Annotated in this window: 11 protein-coding genes; all 11 read right to left on the bottom strand. The window is 46.5% G+C overall.

The genetic code is table 11. The features are described 5' to 3' along the window. Window positions 1-10: 10 nt before the first annotated feature. The 11 genes from QZ311_RS05205 to QZ311_RS05155 all read right to left on the bottom strand — a co-directional run bounded on the left by QZ311_RS05205 (window position 11) and on the right by QZ311_RS05155 (window position 19,288). Window positions 11-1,360, bottom strand: coding sequence for an MATE family efflux transporter (locus tag QZ311_RS05205; protein ID WP_297064970.1), 1,350 nt, complete (start codon window positions 1,358-1,360; stop codon window positions 11-13). A gap of 271 nt (window positions 1,361-1,631) precedes the next feature. Next, entirely contained in the window at window positions 1,632-4,889 is a 3,258-nt protein-coding gene (locus tag QZ311_RS05200; protein WP_297064967.1) for a S41 family peptidase, read from the bottom strand. 148 nt (window positions 4,890-5,037) lie between these two features. Further along, on the bottom strand, window positions 5,038-9,639 hold the full coding sequence (locus tag QZ311_RS05195) for a translocation/assembly module TamB domain-containing protein (protein WP_297064964.1): 4,602 nt from the start codon (window positions 9,637-9,639) through the stop codon (window positions 5,038-5,040). An 83-nt stretch (window positions 9,640-9,722) separates the two neighbouring features. Further along, the gene (locus tag QZ311_RS05190) at window positions 9,723-10,820 is read right to left on the bottom strand and encodes a TlpA disulfide reductase family protein (RefSeq protein WP_297064961.1); all 1,098 of its coding nucleotides are present in this window, start codon (window positions 10,818-10,820) and stop codon (window positions 9,723-9,725) included. Window positions 10,821-11,082: 262 nt separating this feature from the next. Then, window positions 11,083-11,625 carry a DUF3575 domain-containing protein gene (locus tag QZ311_RS05185; protein ID WP_297064958.1) on the bottom strand — a complete coding sequence of 181 codons (543 nt, stop codon included), beginning with the start codon at window positions 11,623-11,625 and terminating at the stop codon, window positions 11,083-11,085. Between the two features lie 242 nt (window positions 11,626-11,867). Continuing rightward, on the bottom strand, window positions 11,868-14,750 hold the full coding sequence (gene uvrA / locus QZ311_RS05180) for an excinuclease ABC subunit UvrA (RefSeq protein ID WP_297064956.1): 2,883 nt from the start codon (window positions 14,748-14,750) through the stop codon (window positions 11,868-11,870). A gap of 23 nt (window positions 14,751-14,773) precedes the next feature. Beyond that, window positions 14,774-15,760 (bottom strand): lytic transglycosylase domain-containing protein, encoded by a 987-nt coding sequence (locus tag QZ311_RS05175; protein ID WP_297064952.1) that lies wholly within the window; start codon window positions 15,758-15,760, stop codon window positions 14,774-14,776. 48 nt (window positions 15,761-15,808) lie between these two features. Then, window positions 15,809-17,122: a gliding motility-associated C-terminal domain-containing protein gene (locus tag QZ311_RS05170; RefSeq protein ID WP_297064947.1), complete on the bottom strand. Its 1,314-nt coding sequence runs from the start codon at window positions 17,120-17,122 to the stop codon at window positions 15,809-15,811. A 222-nt stretch (window positions 17,123-17,344) separates the two neighbouring features. Continuing rightward, a complete protein-coding gene (locus QZ311_RS05165) occupies window positions 17,345-17,494 on the bottom strand; it encodes a hypothetical protein (protein ID WP_297064944.1) in 150 nt (49 codons plus the stop codon). Window positions 17,495-17,570: 76 nt separating this feature from the next. Further along, the gene (gene yihA / locus QZ311_RS05160) at window positions 17,571-18,173 is read right to left on the bottom strand and encodes a ribosome biogenesis GTP-binding protein YihA/YsxC (RefSeq protein ID WP_297064940.1); all 603 of its coding nucleotides are present in this window, start codon (window positions 18,171-18,173) and stop codon (window positions 17,571-17,573) included. A 38-nt stretch (window positions 18,174-18,211) separates the two neighbouring features. Beyond that, the gene (locus QZ311_RS05155; RefSeq protein ID WP_297064937.1) at window positions 18,212-19,288 is read right to left on the bottom strand and encodes a GNAT family N-acetyltransferase; all 1,077 of its coding nucleotides are present in this window, start codon (window positions 19,286-19,288) and stop codon (window positions 18,212-18,214) included. Between the last annotated feature and the right edge of the window lie 196 nt (window positions 19,289-19,484).

Here is a 19,484-nt window from a genome sequence, read left to right as displayed (position 1 = left end):
TATCAATCTTTCAATCCTTACATCTCACGAATAAGTAATAACCTATAATCGACACCGATGTCATGACTTCGGATGCGGCTAATGCCAGCCATATGCCATTATCGCCCAAAATGACCGGAAGTATTATGAATGACGGTATCAGGAATAACACCCCTCTCAGCAAGGCAAATACAATCGAAGGCAATACTTTTTCCACGCTCTGGAAATAGCCGATTGCAGTAAGGTTGAAAATAAAAAATATGAAAGCCGTGGAATACAACGGAAAACCGGCCACTGCTATTTCAGCAGCCTCGGTATCCATGTCAAGAAACAGACATACCATGCTCTCAGGAAACAGATTGAAGGCAACTGTGACTGTTGCGCCACATATAATGGAGGTGATGATGGCAAGCCGTTCGGTAGCTGCAATCCTCGTTCGCTGGTCGAGACCATAATTGTAGCTTATTATCGGTTGTGCGGACTGAGCGATTGCATAACCAATCATAAACACAAAGGGACAGTAATAGCAGGCGATGCTGAATGCCCCGACTCCGTCATCACCCATGTAGCGCATAAACATGAGATTTCCCATCAACATGAGAACACCCATCGTTGCTTCACCGAGCAGAGCGGAAATACCAATCCGGCACTGATAGCCAATGTTGCGTATGGTCAACATCAGACTCTTGCGGCTAATCTTAATCTTTATAACTTTAAGTGTCGATGCAAACCATCCAAGATAGGCCATCACCATGCCGCCGCCTACCATACAGCTCAGAAATGTAGCCAATGCCGCACCTTTTATGCCCATCCCGAGTGGGAATATAAAAACATAGTCGAGAATGACATTTAGCAATCCGGGAAGGACATTGCACCACATCGCATATCTCGGAGAGCCGTCAAGACGAACAACAAACAGCCCTATCGCACACCAGACCTGAAACAGACATGTGGCGAAAATCCAAGGCATATACTCCCTTACCAATGGCAACAGATTTTCAGAGCTACCAAGCAGCCGTCCGGTTGCAGACACCGAAGGCAGTGTCAGTGCCAGAAACACACATACGACAATTGTTGCCACAAGCAGCGACTGGGTGATGTTGAGTCTCGCAGCCTTGGCATTGTTGTTTGCCAGATGGACCGACGACACCACTGAAGCCCCGACTCCAAGCATCAGTCCGATGCCCATCATGACCATTGTGGGAGAAATACAGATATTCACGGCTGCCAAGGCATCACTGCCACAACCGCGCCCTACGAAAATACCGTCGGTCGCCGTAACCGCACACAACGATAACATTCCAAGCAACGTAGGGACAAGATAAATTCTAAAAAGAGTCGGAATGTTTACCTTACCAAGATCAATAGCATCACGTTTCATCTCTAAAACTCGCTTTATTAAAGTTAAACATAAAAATAGCCGCATAAGAATCGTGGTTTTACCCGGTCATCTTATCCAGCATCATTATCATGCCCTCCGATGAGGATTACAAAACGCAAGCTTATAATCGGCACTGCAAAGGTAGCAAATATTATTCACACATCAAAATCATCATCTCCGGTGCAAAAAAACAGACTGACGATAAACGGATCATCGTCAGTCTGTTTTTAAGCCGGCAGACAAGTCGCTGCCTTGAGCATGAAGAACGGTTTTACTTCTTCACCGCCTTTGTCTTATTCATGAGATGCTTGGTCGCACCGATGAGCTGGTCGTCAACACCGTTGAGAACATTTTCAGGAGTGTTGTAAATAAGCACGTCGGGATTGAGCTGCTTGTTCTCCAGTGGCTGACCGTTGATATCGAGCGATGTCACCTGAGGTATGCCGAAATAAAGAGTAGGATCAATCTGAGTCTCCCACCACACGGCAGTCATAGTGCCCGGCACAGGCGCTCCGACCACATCACCGATTTTCAACGTCTGATAGACGTATGGCGAACCATGAGCATCGCTGTAGTTGCTCTCGTCGACAAGCATCACGGATGGCTTGGTCCACTGAGAGAACGGCTCTGTGCCGATATACTGTCCGCGAGGGCTGAAACGCACATACTCTTTACCGCCGAGGAGAAGAGCGAGGTCATTGTGAAGCCAGCCACCACCGTTGTGACGTGTATCGACAACCACAGCGTCGCAATTGCGGAACTTGCCAAGAAGACGGTCATAGACCTCACTGAAACTTGAAGCGTCCATGCCTTCCACGTGGACATAGCCTATACGGCCGCCGGACACACTGTCGACAATCCGCTCATTGCGTTCAATCCAGCGATGATAAAGGAGATTGCGTATATTTCCGGCTGTTGTTGTCTTGACATAGACATTTTTCTTGTCACCGTTGCGTTTCTTTATGCCGAGTTTAATTTTCTTCTTGCCTTCAAGCAGCGGGAAATAGTCCTGACCGGCAAGAATCGTGGAATCATTTATAGCCATGATTATGTCGCCGGGCTCAACTCCGACATTTTTCGGTGAAAGAGGGCCACGTTTTATGACCTCGACCACCTTCAAGCCGTCACCGTCATAGTTTTCATCGAAGAACGCTCCAAGATGAGATGTCGGCAGACGGTTACCTCCGCCACGATAGCCACCACCGGTATGCGAGGCATTGAGTTCTCCAAGGATTTCGCTGAGAAGGATGGAGAAATCATAGTTGTTATTGATATAGGGAAGGAACTTTGCATATTCGTCGCGATACTTTGCCCAGTCAACGCCATGAAGTTCCGGATCATAGAACTTGTCAAGTACCTGACGCCACATATGCTCGTAGATGTAATTGCGCTCATCCGCCGCACGACGTGTGTATTCGGCCTCAAAAGCCACAGGAGTCTGTTTTCCTGATGCAAGAGTGACTTTCTTGATGCCGGTATGGTCCATAACGAACACGTTCTTTCCGTCCTTATCAGGAATCATGGTCCATGCACTCAGCCCTTTGGCAAGAGTCTTTGTGTCGCCTTTCTTAAGATCACGTTCATAGAGCGAACGGCCATCGGGACTTGATGCGACATAATAAAGTTTATCAGCCTTCGGTGACACATAATATGCACCAAGTTTCGAGGATGAACCTGTCAGACGTACGAGGCGGTGACGGCGGTCAGCGAAATCGAAGACCAAAGGTTTTGACTCTTTCTTTTCTGCTTCGCCATCTTTTTTCTTATCCTTATCGTCCTTCTTTCCTTTTTTTGAGTCCTTCTTGCCGTCTTTTTTATCTTTCTTATCCTTGCCTTCTTTGTCTTTCTTATCTTTTTCTGCTTTATCGGCAAGTTTTTCTTCCTCTTCGGTCATGTTGAAGCGGTCATAAGCCTCGCCGTCAAGGAACATGAGGAGCACATCGCCTTCATTACCCCAGCTGCCATGACTCTTATAGCCATATTTAGCTGTAGTATAGGCAACGGCCTTACCATTGAGAACCCACTGGGGATTGCTGTTGTTGTAGCCACTCTCTGTAAGGTTGACTACTTCACTGCCATCGGCTTTTACAAGAGCGATATCCGAATTATTCCAGCCACCGACACCTATATAGTCAATAAGAAGCCAGTTGCTGTCCGGTCCCCACTCGAAACCGACATCTCCGTCCTGATAGCTGTAATTGAATTTTCCGTCAAGAGCGGTTGTCACTTTCTTGGATTTGACATCAATGACACGCAGCGTGGTGCGGTCTTCAAGAAAAGCCACTTTTTTACCGTCGGGACTGTAGTCAGGGAAAAATGCAGGCTTATTACTCTTATACAATGGCTTCTCGACAAGTTCCGTAGCATAGAGCAGCGACTTTTCAGCAGGATCTTTGATTTCAGTCGTGAACAGCTGCCAGATTCCGTCGCGGTCGCTGTCATACACGATGCTGCGACCATCAGGCGCGAAGTCGACCGAACGTTCCTGAGCAGAAGTGTCGGTGATGCGACGGGTGGTGTTAAACTCGGTGGAGGTTACATACACATCACCGCGAAGCACAAAGGCCACCAGCTCACCGTCGGGCGACACAGCAATGCTCGACGCACCTGAACGACGCAATGACTTTTCGGCAGGCGACGCATATTCGTCGGTAATGATTTCGACATTGACCTTTTCAGGCTTGCCGTTCTCGTTCATTGTATAAATCTCACCGTCCCAGCTGAAAGCAAGAGTTCCATTATTCGATGCCGAGAGCGAACGGACAGGATGTGTCGTAAACGATGTGAGCTGTTTTTTTTGCTTGCCGTCTATCGAACGTTTGTAGACATTAAGAGTGCCGTCCTCCTCGCTGACAAAATAAAAAGAACCGTCAGGCGCCCAGACAGGATTTAAATCATGGCCATTGAAATCGGTAAGCTTCGTATGTTTCCCGTTATCAAGCAACCAGACATCTGATGTGCCTGACGAACGTTCATGCTTACGCCATGCGTTTTCCACTCCTTTCTTATCGTGATAGAGCACACGGCCGTCCTTACCGACGCTGAGCGCAGGCATGGTCAACGAAATGAACATCTGCGGACGATGCCCTTCAAGATCCACACTGTAGACCTGCTGGTTGAAACCGCCCTGAGCAGCTGTCGGTGACGGAAGCAATGTCGCTGAAAATAGCACATGATTGTTATCTTTGAATGCCAGCGGAGCCTCATTGCCTGAATTAGTGGTAAGACGTTTGGGAACACCTCCCCGACTGTTGACAACAAATACATCCATCGAACCTTCACGGTCACTTCCGAACGCAATCTTTGTGCCATCCGGACTCCATACCGGATTGGTGTTGTAGCTGCTTCCCGATGTCAACTGGCGAGCTTCACCACCCTTCACAGGCACTGTGAAGATATTACCCTTGTAGGTGAATGCAATCGTCGAGCCATCAGGAGAAATAGCCACATTACGCAACCACAAAGGGGCTGCCGAAACTCCGAATGCCGAAACGGCAAACAGAGCCAGTGAAACAATACTTTTTCTCATAATGTGATAATTAATATGATTAGATTTGATATATCTGATTAAGGCTACTTAATATCGAATATAGGCCAAGTTGTGCACCTATATTATATATTAGACGAAAAATCACCTCGATTAGTTACATGACCGAAGCAAATTTTTTAATAAAAAATCACTCCGGACCTGCGCTGCCGTCAAATATACTATCGGCCGGTATCCGTTTTCTCTTCTCAAGCACACCGTCATTCACAGAATCCGGCACTGCTTCACCCTTTGGCTTATCTTCAGAAGTTTTTTTTCTACGACGCAGGAAGGAGAAGATATTATCAAAGTCACGTTTGAACACAATGCCTATGCCTTGTGTCGTAAGAGCACTCTTCAGATAATAGTTCTGATCATTGTAACGATTATATGCCTTAAGCTGTATTGAGCCGGAACGATTGAGCAGGTATCGGATGTCGAAATCACCGATGAAACTATTATTGTTCAATGATTTATCACGATACCCAAGGTTTCCGTTCAACAGAAGCCTATTGTTTAGAAGATGGCTCGACAGCGCGACATCAACCTCCACATTGGAGAAATCACCACGGTCGCTACGTATGGCCGGAGCTATGCTCCAGTTGTCGCTCAATTGTCCAAGCATCGAGCCGAGACGCGATGAAAGGGTGGACGAAGCAACTGAAACGAGCTCGTTGCCATGAGTGCCGGTCATATAATCGGGAGTATAGAACTTGTTAAGCGCAAGTAGATATATTATCTGACGGTTCATCATGTCCTCTGTCGAGACTATCGAGCGCACTTTGCGATATATCTCCTGCGAAAGGCTCGGGAACTCCAGATCAAACGTGATGTCAGGCTGACGGATGTCGCCCTTCACAAACATGAGCGCATCGACACGCACATTCGTTCGGTTAAGCTCACGGTCTTCAAGGAACGATTCGTCAAGCTCACTCAGATTTGCATTGAGCGAATAGGATGCCGTGATGTCAAGCTGAGCCGCATATGGATCTCCAAGGAACGAAATCTTACTTCCTTCACGTATATCGAAGTCCTTCAGGATTATGTCCTGAAGCGTGAAATTGTATTTTCCTCTGTTAATCGTATAGTTTCCATACATCTTCATATCGCCGTCAGACGTATATGTCATGCGTAGATTGCCATTGCCATGTGCAGTAATCTTGTCACCTCCTGCCGGGTCCATAAGTAGAGTAATGGTCGCATCGGGGGTTATGCCAACCTTAAACGTCAGCGAATAGACCGATGCGACTCCCTCTTCATCATGTCTGATCCGCTCATTCATCTTACGGATTATCACCTGCTTCGGATCAAGCATCATCAGAGAATCCTTCTTTGCCTTATCGCGGTCTCGCAGAGTGATGAAAGTATAATCCATTGCCTGTTCGGCGTCACTCAGCACGAATGTAAAATTCGAATTCGGAGCAGTAGACATATCGACATCAATATCCACATGTCCCGGACCACCTTTCACAAGAGCACGGCCATTACCGAAAATACGTCCATACCAAGGGTCTTCAGTCTGATTGCCACTTATATCATAGACAAGAAAATCCTTTGCGCCGGTTATGTCAAACTTAAATGACGCATCATGGAAATAGTTATGTTTGACATAACCGCTCAGGTTAGCCTCTTTATTGTTTTTGTCTGTAAGCTTTATGTCGTTAAACCTTATTATACCCGGTTCGATGTGCACACTGTCGGTCGCCGTATATGTGGCATTGGTGAAATCAAGTTTGACCGAAAGGTTGTCTGCAAAAACATCACCCTTAAGGTCAAGATCCTTGAATGTGCCATAGAGATGCGCGTCGCCCGAGACTCGTCCTGATATTTTCGAAGTGAACGCCGACATGAACGGAGCCATGAACCCGACCGGAGCATTTTTAGCAGTGAATCTGAAATCAAGCTCCTCTGTCATCGGCTTGATATATCCGTCGACTACTGACAGGTCGGAGTTCGGCTGACGTATATCAGCCTTTATCACAACGCTTTTTTCGTCGTGATTCCAATATGAACGTATATCCGCATCACCCATGACGCATTTATTATACTTCAAGCCATCGACCTTCAGGCGTGGAGTGTAAAGCACCGGTTCTGAAGAAAGGAGCATAAGGCCATAGAAATCACCTGTGGCACATCCTCCAAACTGAACAGCTTCGCCAATATTCAGGCTTTCAAAAATATAATCAAGGTCAATGTTCTGAAGCTTCATCACCAACAGTTCCGTAGAATCGGCCGAAGCAACGCCATTGATTGAAAGAGACTGACCATGACGGCCTCCGCTCAGGTTGTCAACTTCAATCCGATGTGGAGCAATGTTGATTCGTGCAGGATTGACTGTCCACATCGAATCGTTAAACACCATTTTCGACTTGTTAATCACTATATCAGTGAACAGATTATTGTCAATTGTGTCACGCCGGAAATCAGTGTCGAAACTCAAATTGCCTCTGAATTCCTTATCGCGGTCCACGACCCATGAAATATCGGTGGCTATAGAGTCGGTATGCCCCATAGATTTCAGATTCAAGTCGAGTTTACCGTCTTTGGTCGGCAGAGAAGTATGCGCCAAAAACTCCATTTTCCTCGCAGCCCCGTCAATAAGCAGCGACAGACTGCTTCCCTCGATAAGTTTATTCTTATTTCTCAGGAAAGGCATGTCGACCGACAATCCCAAAGTAGGGTTGTCGCCGCCACTGGCATAGGAATTCACTTTTACGGGATAGATAAAATCGACCGGCAACTTAAAGAAACGCGACAGCATCGAATCTTCCTTCACTGTCAGATTCAAACGGCAATCAATCCGGTTCAGGTGGTCTTCACCGGATCTTATCAATGATGGATAAACCGACGACACAATGTTGCCGATATCCTTACCAAGTGTTTTAAGGCTGAAGCAGCCGGAAAGGTCGGCATCGGCCTGAGGACTTCTCAACGTGATAAGTCTTAATGAATCTCTGTCGGCGGCTTCGAGTTCCACATAAGGAACAACGAGTGTATTGCCATCTGATCCGGCAAATTTTATATCTTCAATCTTGACCCAGCCGGTCATAGTGTCAGGATTACGGCCCTGAACAGACACGTCGATACCACCGGCCACTGAATAGTCATGAAAGCGACCGTTTTTAACAAACGGAGCAAGCGACACATTTTTTATCTCTGCATAAAATTCATTCAATGGTTTTTCTCCGATGAAGTCAGCCCCGCCTGTAGCCACGAAATCAAGCCCCGGGGATGATGATCGCACCATGCCTTCCATCTTATCGCCAAAAAATCGGGCTTGAGCGGCAATGTCCGAGAAAACAAAGCCATTCCATTCGATTTCAGGAATCGCCAAATCCGCATTTCCCTTGATAAACCCTTTTTTCCCAATGACAAGGTCAACAAGAGTTTCAAAAGAAACACGTGTCAATGGGGCAAGTCCCGGAAGCAATTGCGAAGGATCAAACGACGATGAATTCACCCTGCCATCGATGTTGAGAGGACCACTTTTTCCTTTTTTATAAATACCACAATCCAGATCAAGATTGCCACAGTCCGTACCCAATGCGCCATTGAAATCAACGCTATGGGTGGTAAGAGTCACATCGCCAAGCAAATTTATATTGCCAAGCGCACGCAACGGAAGCAATTTTTCATAGAGATGATGTAGCTTACCTGAGGGAGAAGCCATGAATCCAAGTACATCCCACACATTTGCAACAAGATTGAACCGATGCAAGTCGATTAGGACAGAATCACTTCCAAGAGTCAGATTTTCAATAAGTCCGTGAGTCCCCAACCGGGAATTACGGTCGGCGACTTCAAGATTGAAATGCCTTATAACCAAGCTGTCGGGACGGCCGTCAAGTTCAAAATCAATCCCAACACGATCATCTATATCCCTGAATTCCTTGACAAATGGCGAAAGATCCGAGAGTGTCAGATATGTATCGGGAAGAGTCTCGACAGACGACAGCATCGCATCTTGCAGTTTAAAGCCAGGCCCGAATGGAGAAGCCACAGCCAAATTATTAAATGCAATGCGCGAATGGCCCATCTCTACGACCAGATCATTTATCTGCATTGCATCCTTATCGGCAATGACAGACACAGTGAAATCTTTAAGAGACAAGCCCGAGCGTTCCTCAGCGCCAAGACGCTTAACGTCGACCGACAGACGGTCATTGGCTATCAGTGGCGCACTTATGTCGGCTCTGAAATCTGAAACCGATATATGATTTTTGTCAAACCGTGTCGAATCGGCAAGAGTGGTGTCAAGGACATCGTAACTCAGAGAGCTCCGACGGATAACCACCAGATTGACGGCAAGGTCAAAAGCTGTCGGAGGCTTATTGCCGTCCGATTTAAAACGGTCGATTATCGGCTGAATGTTTAAGGGAGCGCCTATGCTGTCCTTGTAGAGATTGACATCCATGTCGATAAGTTCGACATATGAAATCAAAGGCCGTTTACTCCACAGACTCTCCATCAACGAAATACCCGCACCTATATGCCCTACGTTTAGCGCCTCAACCCCCGACTGATCCCTGACGACAACATCGCTAAGTACGATACGGTTGAATGGAGCGACAGACACTCCCCCTAAATGCACGTCAGTGCCGAGCAGAGCAGAAAGCTCATGTTCGGCACGTTGTGCAATACTGTTCTGTACTGAAGGCAACGATAAAAGGACATAGAGGATTAAAGGTACTGCCAACGGTAGCACAAGCACACACACAAGGACGAAACGAAGAATCCTGTAGAATGTTTTCAACTCAGTGGCTTTAGTGTCAGAAAATCGTTACCTTAATTTTAGTCTGAGGAGAGATTATTTACAAAATTGCAATCCGTAAATTTTCAAAGTCTACGGCTGACAGCAGAATCAAGTTTTGTGATATCAGTCACTCGTTCGACAACATCGCCATTCCTGTCAAAAATGAATATCGCCGGAAGCGAGCCGACATTATAGTCACGCAACGCCTTGTCGCCATCAGTCGGACCATTCAGCACTGTAATCCACGGCAGATTCTTGGCTGTCTGTTTCCACGCATATTCATCTTCATCGAAAGCCACCTGAAAAATTTCAAGTCCCTGCGAATGATACTTCTCATATATCTTGTTGAGTGCGACATTGAACGCAGGCGACTCATCAGCGGTATAGGCTGTAAAGTTCAGAAGCACAACCTTACCCTTCGAAGTTTCTTCGAGCAGAGAATGCTCCTTGCCTGTATTATCAAACAGTCTGATGTCAAAAGCACGCACCTCATTAGCGACAGGGGCTTCTCCACTCGCAGACTGAGAGGTTCTCGGACGATTGCCGAGATAGAGCCGACGAAGATAACCCGAACGGGGATCTTCCGGACGACGCTCATTAAAAGCATTGGCCACAGCTCCGATAATACGCAAATCCGACTTCTCGGCAGGATTAAACAAAGGTTTTCCGGCGATGCTCTTGTTTATTATATAATAGGTGACGATTCCGGCAGGATCTGCAATAATCATTTTGCCGAGTTCACGCTTAAGTTCAGCATCAGTGCTGACTGCAGCAGCTCCGTTTCTGGCAGCCACAGCAAGAAGCATACTGTCAACCCTGACAAGATTTTCAGCCTGAGGCGAACCGGCCAGTGTATAATGTGAATCAATATCGGGAGCTTCGGCCGAGAGAGTGACAGATTCGATGCTGTCAATGGGGAAATATACAGACTTCTCACCTACCCTCAGACGATAAATATCCGGATATCCCTGAGCCTCACGGCTATAGGAATACGAGCCGTCAGATGAGATTTTCAACGTATCCATTGGATACCAATATCCTTGATTATTGCCTTCAAGCACCACGACATCATCGTTGCCAAGTCCTGAAATCTTGCCGTCAAGATGCCATTTGTTGCCTCCTGAGCATGAGGCAAGAAGAGTCGCAAGAGAAAAAGCTATTAATTTGCTTGTTGTTTTCATGAGTTCTGAGCTTGTTTTAACATGCAAATTTAATAAATTCCTATCTAAAATTCAAGCTTAATTCGACCGAACCACAAAAACTATATGTAAAAAGCATCTCGCCGCAACAATGGCTCAAAACTTTAGCCATTGACACAAACCACATTAAGAGGATGTTAAAACCATGTTTCACGCAAACCACATTAAATAATATAGCCGACAAAAAGACATAGTCAAAACATCCACAACACGACCGCCACCAATGTCAATGACTCTGACGGCTTTATTTACCAAGAATCCACACAATAGACACCTCGGCCTTTACTAGTCCGAAATAATGCAACTTGCGGTTGCCGTCACAGATATGCTGGTCACACATGTAGCGATAACGCGTATAGTGGGAATGGATGAAACCTAAACCAATATTCAAATCAAGATTCAGCTGACGGGCTATCGGAAAGGAATAGCCATAGCTCACTCCCCAGCTTGCCGCAACATCAGGACACTGCCGCCCGACTTCGCCAAGCTTTATATCATAGGTAAACAATCCGACAAATACACCGGCGTGATGTCCGGCAAACGTCTGACATCCGGAAGCCTTCCCAAAATAGCAACGCCATTCGGCTTCTCCGCCATACATGCGCCAACATTTATTGCGGCCACCCCACCACGCAGCAGCCCACGTGGCGCTTCCGCTATATCGGCCACGGCCAAATTCAAACGTCACGTTCGGAATTAAAGCAATATCAAGCAATCCGTTGCTGCGTAGAGCGAAATGAAATCGCGAGTCCTGATTCACCGACTCACATGCGTCAGGTGATATCACGTCTGATGCACGGACGTCACTCTCCAAGTTTCCGGCATCCAATGCAAAAGGTAATATAAGTATATACAGTATTGAAATGAAGTAATGCCTCACGTTTAATAATTTTTGTTTCGTTTTTACAATTATTAAACGCCACCGCATTTACCATAGTTCAAAACACAGGCCGGAAATCATGATATTAATCATTACTTCCGGCCTATATTTTGAACTTCATTTTTTGAATCATACCATGTCCCGAGGTTTTACTGGCGCAAACTGACATCGACGCCCTGCTGTTGAAGAGTCTCACGGACAAACGATGCTGTCGGAGAATCAGACTTTGCAATCTGGAGCGGTGTGCCGGTTGCAATTATATAACCTCCGTTCTTACCACCTCCCGGGCCCATGTCTATAATATGGTCGGCTGAACACACCACATCAAGATTGTGCTCAATCACAAGCACAGTATTGCCCTTGTCGACCAGACGGTTAAGCACGTTAAGCAAAACCCGAATATCATCGAAATGCAACCCGGTTGTGGGTTCGTCAAGGATGAAAAGCGTCTTGCCCGTGTCGCGTCGCGAAAGCTCAGTCGCCAGTTTGACTCTCTGGTTCTCTCCGCCGGAAAGTGTTGACGAAGGCTGGCCAAGCTTGATATATCCGAGACCGATATCCTGAAGCACCTTTATTTTATTTATAATGGACGGAATTCCACTAAAGAACTCCACAGCCTGATTTATGGTCATGTCAAGCACATCGGCAATCGATTTCCCTTTAAAGCGGACCTCAAGTGTCTCACGGTTATACCGTTTTCCGCCACAAGTCTCACAGGGGACAAGCACGTCGGGCAGGAAGTTCATCTCGATAGTCTTATAGCCATTGCCCATGCAGGTCTCACATCGTCCACCGGCCACATTGAATGAAAATCGTCCCGGTCGATAGCCTCTGATTTTTGCCTCAGAGAGTGAAGCATACAAGTCACGGATAGCAGTGAAAACGCCTGTATATGTCGCCGGATTAGAGCGTGGAGATTTACCAAGTGGCGATTGGTCAACCGTGACAACCTTGTCAATATTTTCAAGTCCTTCAATCGTGTCGTAAGGGAGCGGAGCAGTGTGTGAACGATAAAATTTCTGGCTCAGTATCGGCTGCAACGTTCCGTTGACAAGCGAAGACTTGCCACTGCCCGACACTCCGGAGACACAGATAAGTCGTCCAAGCGAAAGAGTAAGTGTCACATCCCGCAGATTATTCCCTTTCGCCCCACGCAACACGAGTTTCTTTCCGCTTCCATTGCGTGGAGTCGATTGCCATGGAATGACATCTTTCCCGTTGAGATAGCGAGCCGTAAGTGTGTCTGTCGCAAGCATTTCCTCAGGAGTGCCACTGAACACCACTTCCCCGCCTTTACGCCCTGCCTTCGGACCGATGTCTATTATATGGTCGGCATCAAGCATAATATCCTTGTCATGCTCGACAACAAGAATCGAGTTTGAGGCATCGCGCAACTGTTTGAGCGAATCTATCAGACGGCGGTTGTCACGCTGATGAAGTCCGATTGAAGGCTCATCGAGGATATACAGCACATTCACGAGCTGACTGCCAAGCTGTGTCGCAAGCCTGATACGCTGGCTTTCGCCTCCCGAAAGAGTAGCCGACGCCCTGTTCAACTGAAGATAGTCAAGTCCGACATCAATCAAGAATTTCAGACGGCTACGGATTTCTTTCATAATCTCATGGGCAATTACGGCATGCGTAGGCGACAACCTGCTCTCAACATCTTTCGACCACTCGTAGAGATCCGAGATGTCAAGCCGGCATAATTCAGCGATATTCTTTCCGTCCACAAAAAAATGAAGCGCTTCACGGTTGAGCCTGTCGCCATTGCATTCAGGACACACGCCCCGCGAGAAAAAGCCTTCACTCCATTTTTTCGCCGAAGCCGAAGCCTCATCGGCTTGTTGCATTTCTATGTATTTCACAAGACCGTCATAGGTCTGGAAATAGTTATAGGTAGCCATAGTGTCATTCTCAATCACAAGGCGTTCGGATGTGCCATTGAGTATCTCTCCCATAGCTTCTTCAGGCAGATTGGCCACAGGAGTCTTTATCGTGCACCCATATTTTTTACAGATTGCATCAATCTGCCAGAACACCATGGCATTGCGATATTTCCCTAACGGTACTATCGCTCCCTCATGAATCGACAGCGATGGATTGGGGATGATTTTACCCCTATCCACTATATTGACATAGCCAAGTCCCTTGCAACACGGACAAGCGCCAAGCGGAGAATTGAACGAAAAATTATGTGGCGCAGGTTCACGGTATGATATTCCGCTCGCCGCATCCATCAATGCCTGAGAAAAATACGTCACCTTATCAGCATCGACATCATAGACCATCACCTGCTTGTCGCCCTGACGCAAGGCATCCTGCACGGTAGCATCAAGCCGGGTAATATCTTTATCCGACACCTTCAGGCGGTCGATCACCAGCTCAATATCATGATTCTTATATCTGTCAACCATCATATTGAGAGTGAGATCACGGAGCTCGCCATCGACACGTACAGTGAGAAAGCCTTTTTTGCGCAGTTGTTCAAACAGTTCCTTATAATGTCCTTTTCTGTTTTTGACCAATGGAGCAAGAATATATACTTTGCGCCCCGAGAAACGGGTGAGAATCAGATTGACAATCTGTTCACGTGTATATTTGACCATAGGCTCACCGGTCACGTAGCTTACCGCCTGACCGGCCCTTGCATAGAGCAGACGAAGGAAATCGTAGACCTCGGTTGTCGTCCCTATGGTGCTTCGTGGATTTTTGTTGACAGTTTTCTGCTCAATTGCAATCACCGGGCTGAGCCCGGTGATGTTATCGACATCCGGCCGTTCGAGATTTCCAAGCATATTTCGCGCATATGCCGAAAATGTCTCTATGTAGCGCCGCTGCCCCTCGGCAAATATGGTGTCGAAGGCAAGTGATGATTTGCCACTTCCACTCAAGCCGGTAATTACGGTAAGCGTGTTGTGAGGAATATCCACATCTATATTCTTCAGATTGTGAACCCTCGCGCCTTGCACACTGAGTTTGCTCAATGGCCTGATAATTTTGTTAGTAGGATTATTCTCAGGGGTTATCATTGCTCTTTAATCGGACATTTCTGTCAGTCTGTCACCCAAGCTTGGTTGTAGACCGACTTTTTCTGTCGCGCACGCGACATGGAATCTTTTGTCGGAATCTTTACTGTATATGTCTTGCCTGTCTTGTTAGGCAGCGATTTCGCCCGTATCCACGGATTGTTGTCACGGAGTGTCATATAGTCGATGCCTTGTGCCTTGGCCCATGCAGGCCAATCTTCAACCGGACCGCTGACTTCGACCGTTTTATACTCAAGAGGCTGATAAAGCTGATCGGCTGAAATCCTGAAACCATAATCCTGCGGATTTTCCATAATCAACTTCATGGCAAGCAGCCTGAACATATATCGCATGGTCTCATCAGCCAGATAAAGGTCATAGGCTGTATCTACCTGTTGGGCAGCGAGTTCATTTGTAATGCGGGCCACACCTCCGTTATAGCTTGCAGCCACTGACTCCCAGTTGCCATATTTTGCATAACTCTTTTTAAGATAATTACAGGCAGCTTCAGTCGCTTTGACCGGATCATAGCGTTCGTCAACATATTCATTGACCTCCAGCCCATATTCTTTTGCCGTCGAAGGCATGAACTGCCACAGACCTCCAGCCTTTGCAGGAGAAAGCGCGCGTGGATTCAAGGTGCTTTCAATCACAGCGAGATATATCAGATCGGACGGAATTCCATTTTTCTTCAGAATAGGCGCAAGCACAGGGAAATAACGGTTTGCCCGCTTTATGGCCAAAAGTGTGTTGCCATGCGTATAGGCCATCGCCGTCAGTTCACGGTCGAGACGCTCCCATCTGTCAGTCTTGTCAAGATCGACTTTTTGTCCGGCAAATTTAATAGTTTTAGGGATGCGCGGATTGATGACTTCAGAATAATTCTGAGCATTCTCCACGTCAGGCGCTTCCTCTGCAGGAGTCAAAGCCTGCAAATCCTCTGCAGGAGCAAAAAATGCCAAAGCGGCAAGAACTGCAACCGAACCGATAAATGATTTATGATAGTTGTTCATTGTCTGTAATTTTAAATAAGTTAAATGTGTTTTTTCATTCAGGTGAACTTATTTACTATAATTCACAATATTTATATCGCCCGACAACTTATAGTCCTTTCCGTCTGCACCGCGGGCCTTGATTACATAATAGTAAGCACCTGATGGCACATTCTTACCATTATGTTTTCCGTCCCAGCCCTGCGATGGATCGGAAAATGAAATCATCTTATGGCCATAACGGTCAAAAATAGTGCATTCGAAGCTGATTATGCCAGAATAGCTCACTTTCCACTCGTCGTTTATACCATCACCGTTCGGCGAAAAGGCATTGGGACATTTCAAAGATGATGCTCCGACAGATACAGTATATATGTCACTGTGATGCTCACACGAGCCGTCAGAATTGGCACATATAAACCGTACGTATGTCGTACCCTCTTCTGTAAACGTGTAGTCAAACTTCAAATCCTGAAAACTCAGATTAATGACATCGAAATCCTCGAACCTCGACAACTGCCATTCTCTGAAAAGAGCGCCGTCTGTAACAGCAGCCTCAAAAGAGACTTCACAGGGTGCGGAACCTCCGAAAGAAGCATCCCCCGAACCGGGATTCACTTCATTGTCATTCTCACGCTCGGTCTGGGCAGCAGATGTTATCGCACTTACAGAATATGGCTGAATGACAGGCGACGTATATTCGACTGCATCGTTCCACTCTCGTAAAAACCGATCACCTGTAATCACAAAATCTGTCGGACAAAACACACCCTCCACGCGTAACGGATTGTCAAGAGACTCCAATGAAACCTCTCGCCTTGTCTCGATGAAAGTCATATTTTCGACATCAGGCACAAGAGTCCTGTATGCCAGTGAAATCTCTCTGTCAAGAATAAAACGACGGCCATTGACCCCATAATAGGGAATTTCCGCCCCGGTCCCGTCGACATCAAGCCGGGTAAAGTCACAATCGCGCTCGGATGATTCCGTAATCGATGTCACAGAGAATGGATGGCGCAAATAATCAACCACCCAGAAACAGTATTGCCTACCGCCGGTCTCAACCACATAACCCATGTCGCCTTCAACCGTGGTCAATGTCGACAGTCCGTCGGTGAATACAGCTCCGGAAATTTCTTCAGCAAAACCCGCACCAAGATTCGAATAACGATACCACTTCACATCCGCAGCAGACGAAGCCGGAAAAGACACGCTCCTCCCCTCCATGCCATAGGCCACACAGATTTCAGCCAAGCCTGTAGTATTTGAAGGGACTATGCTGATAACAGTCCTATTTCCCCCATCCCATATAAGCTGTGAGGCATACACGGATGCAGGACAAATGACCGACGACAGAAGTATTGTGGCAAAGAAGCGGTTCATCGATGTAGACACAATTGAATCTTTTTGGTTTCTCAACCTACAAAATTAATAAATAATCCTAAATACGACAACACCATAATATTTACCGGGATGTTATATTTAGCTAAAAACTTCTGCAAGCGATATTACACAACCACAGCCGCTGACTGATTGAAACAATCGACGGCTGTAGGTTTTGTTTTCTAACCAAATTAATCTTAGATGAAGATGGATGGTGAGACATCAAGGCATCTCAACATCATTATTTCGAGGATTGTTATTAAGTTCCTTGACTTCCTCTTTTACTTTAGCGGCATCGACTTTGTTGTCATCAGCCACATTGGTTTCTACACCGGGGTATTTGTCTACACCCTTTTTACTGTTTTTTTCCATAATTCCAAATTGTTAAATAAATAGCTTTTACTTTATAACATCATGGAAGCTTAAAGGGTTCGAACACACGGTGTGCCTACTCAATAGGAAGCTTGTTGAGTTGCTCTATATAATCGAGCAGTTCTTCACGACCGCGACGGGTCTCACTTGATGTCAGGAAAACAGGCGGAAGCTCTTCCCACGTCTCAAGAAGTATCTTACAGTACTCCTCTACATTGCGTTTACCGGCCTGCGACCCCATTTTGTCAAGCTTGGTAAACACTATCGAAAACGGGACACCGTTTTCACCAAGCCAGTCAAAAAACTCCAAATCTATTTTCATAGGCTTATGCCGTGAGTCAATGAGAACAAACAGATTTGTCATTTCCTTCCGGTTAAGGATATAGCCTTTTATCATCTTCTCCAGAGCCTCGCGCTGAGACTTTCCACGCAAGGCAAAGCCATAACCGGGAAGGTCAACAATATACCACTGGTCATTGATGAGAAAATGGTTTATGAGCAGAGTCTTACCCGGAGTTGACGATGTCTTTGCAAGACCCTTGTTGCCGGTAAGCATATTTATCAACGATGACTTGCCGACATTGCTTCGTCCGATGAATGCGTATTCATGACGCGAATCTTTAGGACATTTCCCAACTACGGCATTTGATATTACGAAACGTGCAGAATTAATAATCATATTTTAATTTATTTAGAGCTAATTTGGTCAGGACATCATCAGTCAAGCATGAGACTTATCATAGGCCTTACGGACGGGAAGCGGATTATCGAACCAATGGCTGAAGAACTGAAGACAATGTCGGCAAAGACATCGACCGTGACATCGAAATCGAGTTTCCCGCTGTAAGAATCGTCAATCTCACAACGCCCGTCAGCGACAATAAATGTATGGGAATTATACTCGGGGAGGAGCTCATCGGTCACTTTGATACAAGTTCTGAATTTAGGGTCGGAGGCCGCTATAATCTCAAGAGCCTTCCCGACGTTGACGAAACGACCCATTCCACGTGGCATCAAACGACCACCCATTGAATCGTCGGGATGACCGTAAAGCAATACCGGCATGTCTCCGTTAAGACACCGCAACTGCCTGAGCGCACCGCAACGGGCATCGGAATCCTCGCCCATCACATCTGTCACAAGCAGAATATCGTCACGCCTGACAGCCCATGCCATCGACACAATTTCACTGCCACGGTCCTCATCATCACGAGCCATGACAACGAAATTGCCGTTGTCTGATTTCAAATCGGACAATATATTGTAGAAGTCGCGTCTGGAATGCAAAACGTAGCACTGCCTGCGACGCTGAAACCTGTCAAACGCACACCAGACCTCATCGCTCGCATCGTTTTCCACATGGTGGTAGTCCCCCTTGACAGGAAACGAGTGGAATGCCGTGAATCGTTGCTCCTTCGTATAAAACACCGTGGAGAATCCATATCTGCGATAAAAAAAGAAGAGAGCCTCATCAGCCGGAATCAGAGAGCATAACATATCCCCTCTGCCAGCCGATTCGCGCAAAGCCTCAATCATCAGGCTTGACATGTAACCCTGACCGCGTTTAGAACGCCGTGTAGCAGCGCCGGCAATATAGCTCACAGGCGCTTCGGCCCCGTGAAATGACATGGTATAGCGCTGAAGCAACAGACTGCTGACAGCCGCACCTGACTGATCGGTCAGAAGCATAGCCTCATCATCGCGGTACACATTATCGAAAAACATATCGACATATTCACGCGAATCCTTGAAGCATTCTGTCCATATTTTCTTTATTTCATCTCTCTTACTCATCGTGACGACGTTTCATTACATAATAAATTATGATAGTATAACACATGAAAAAGGTTCTTTGTGTTTATGATGGCCATAAAAAAGTATCTGTCACCTCTTCAGAAGTCTAAAAAGACGACAGATACCATTTAAACCTATTTCATATCGATATACTCAGTGGAGCAGCTGCGGATTCCTGTCAGATCCGGTCAAAAAC

The sequence above is a fragment of the uncultured Duncaniella sp. genome, assembly GCF_910578445.1.
Taxonomy (GTDB): Bacteria; Bacteroidota; Bacteroidia; order Bacteroidales; family Muribaculaceae; genus Duncaniella.
Note: the sequence above shows the minus strand (reverse complement) of the source record. Positions and strands in the feature narration are given on the sequence as shown.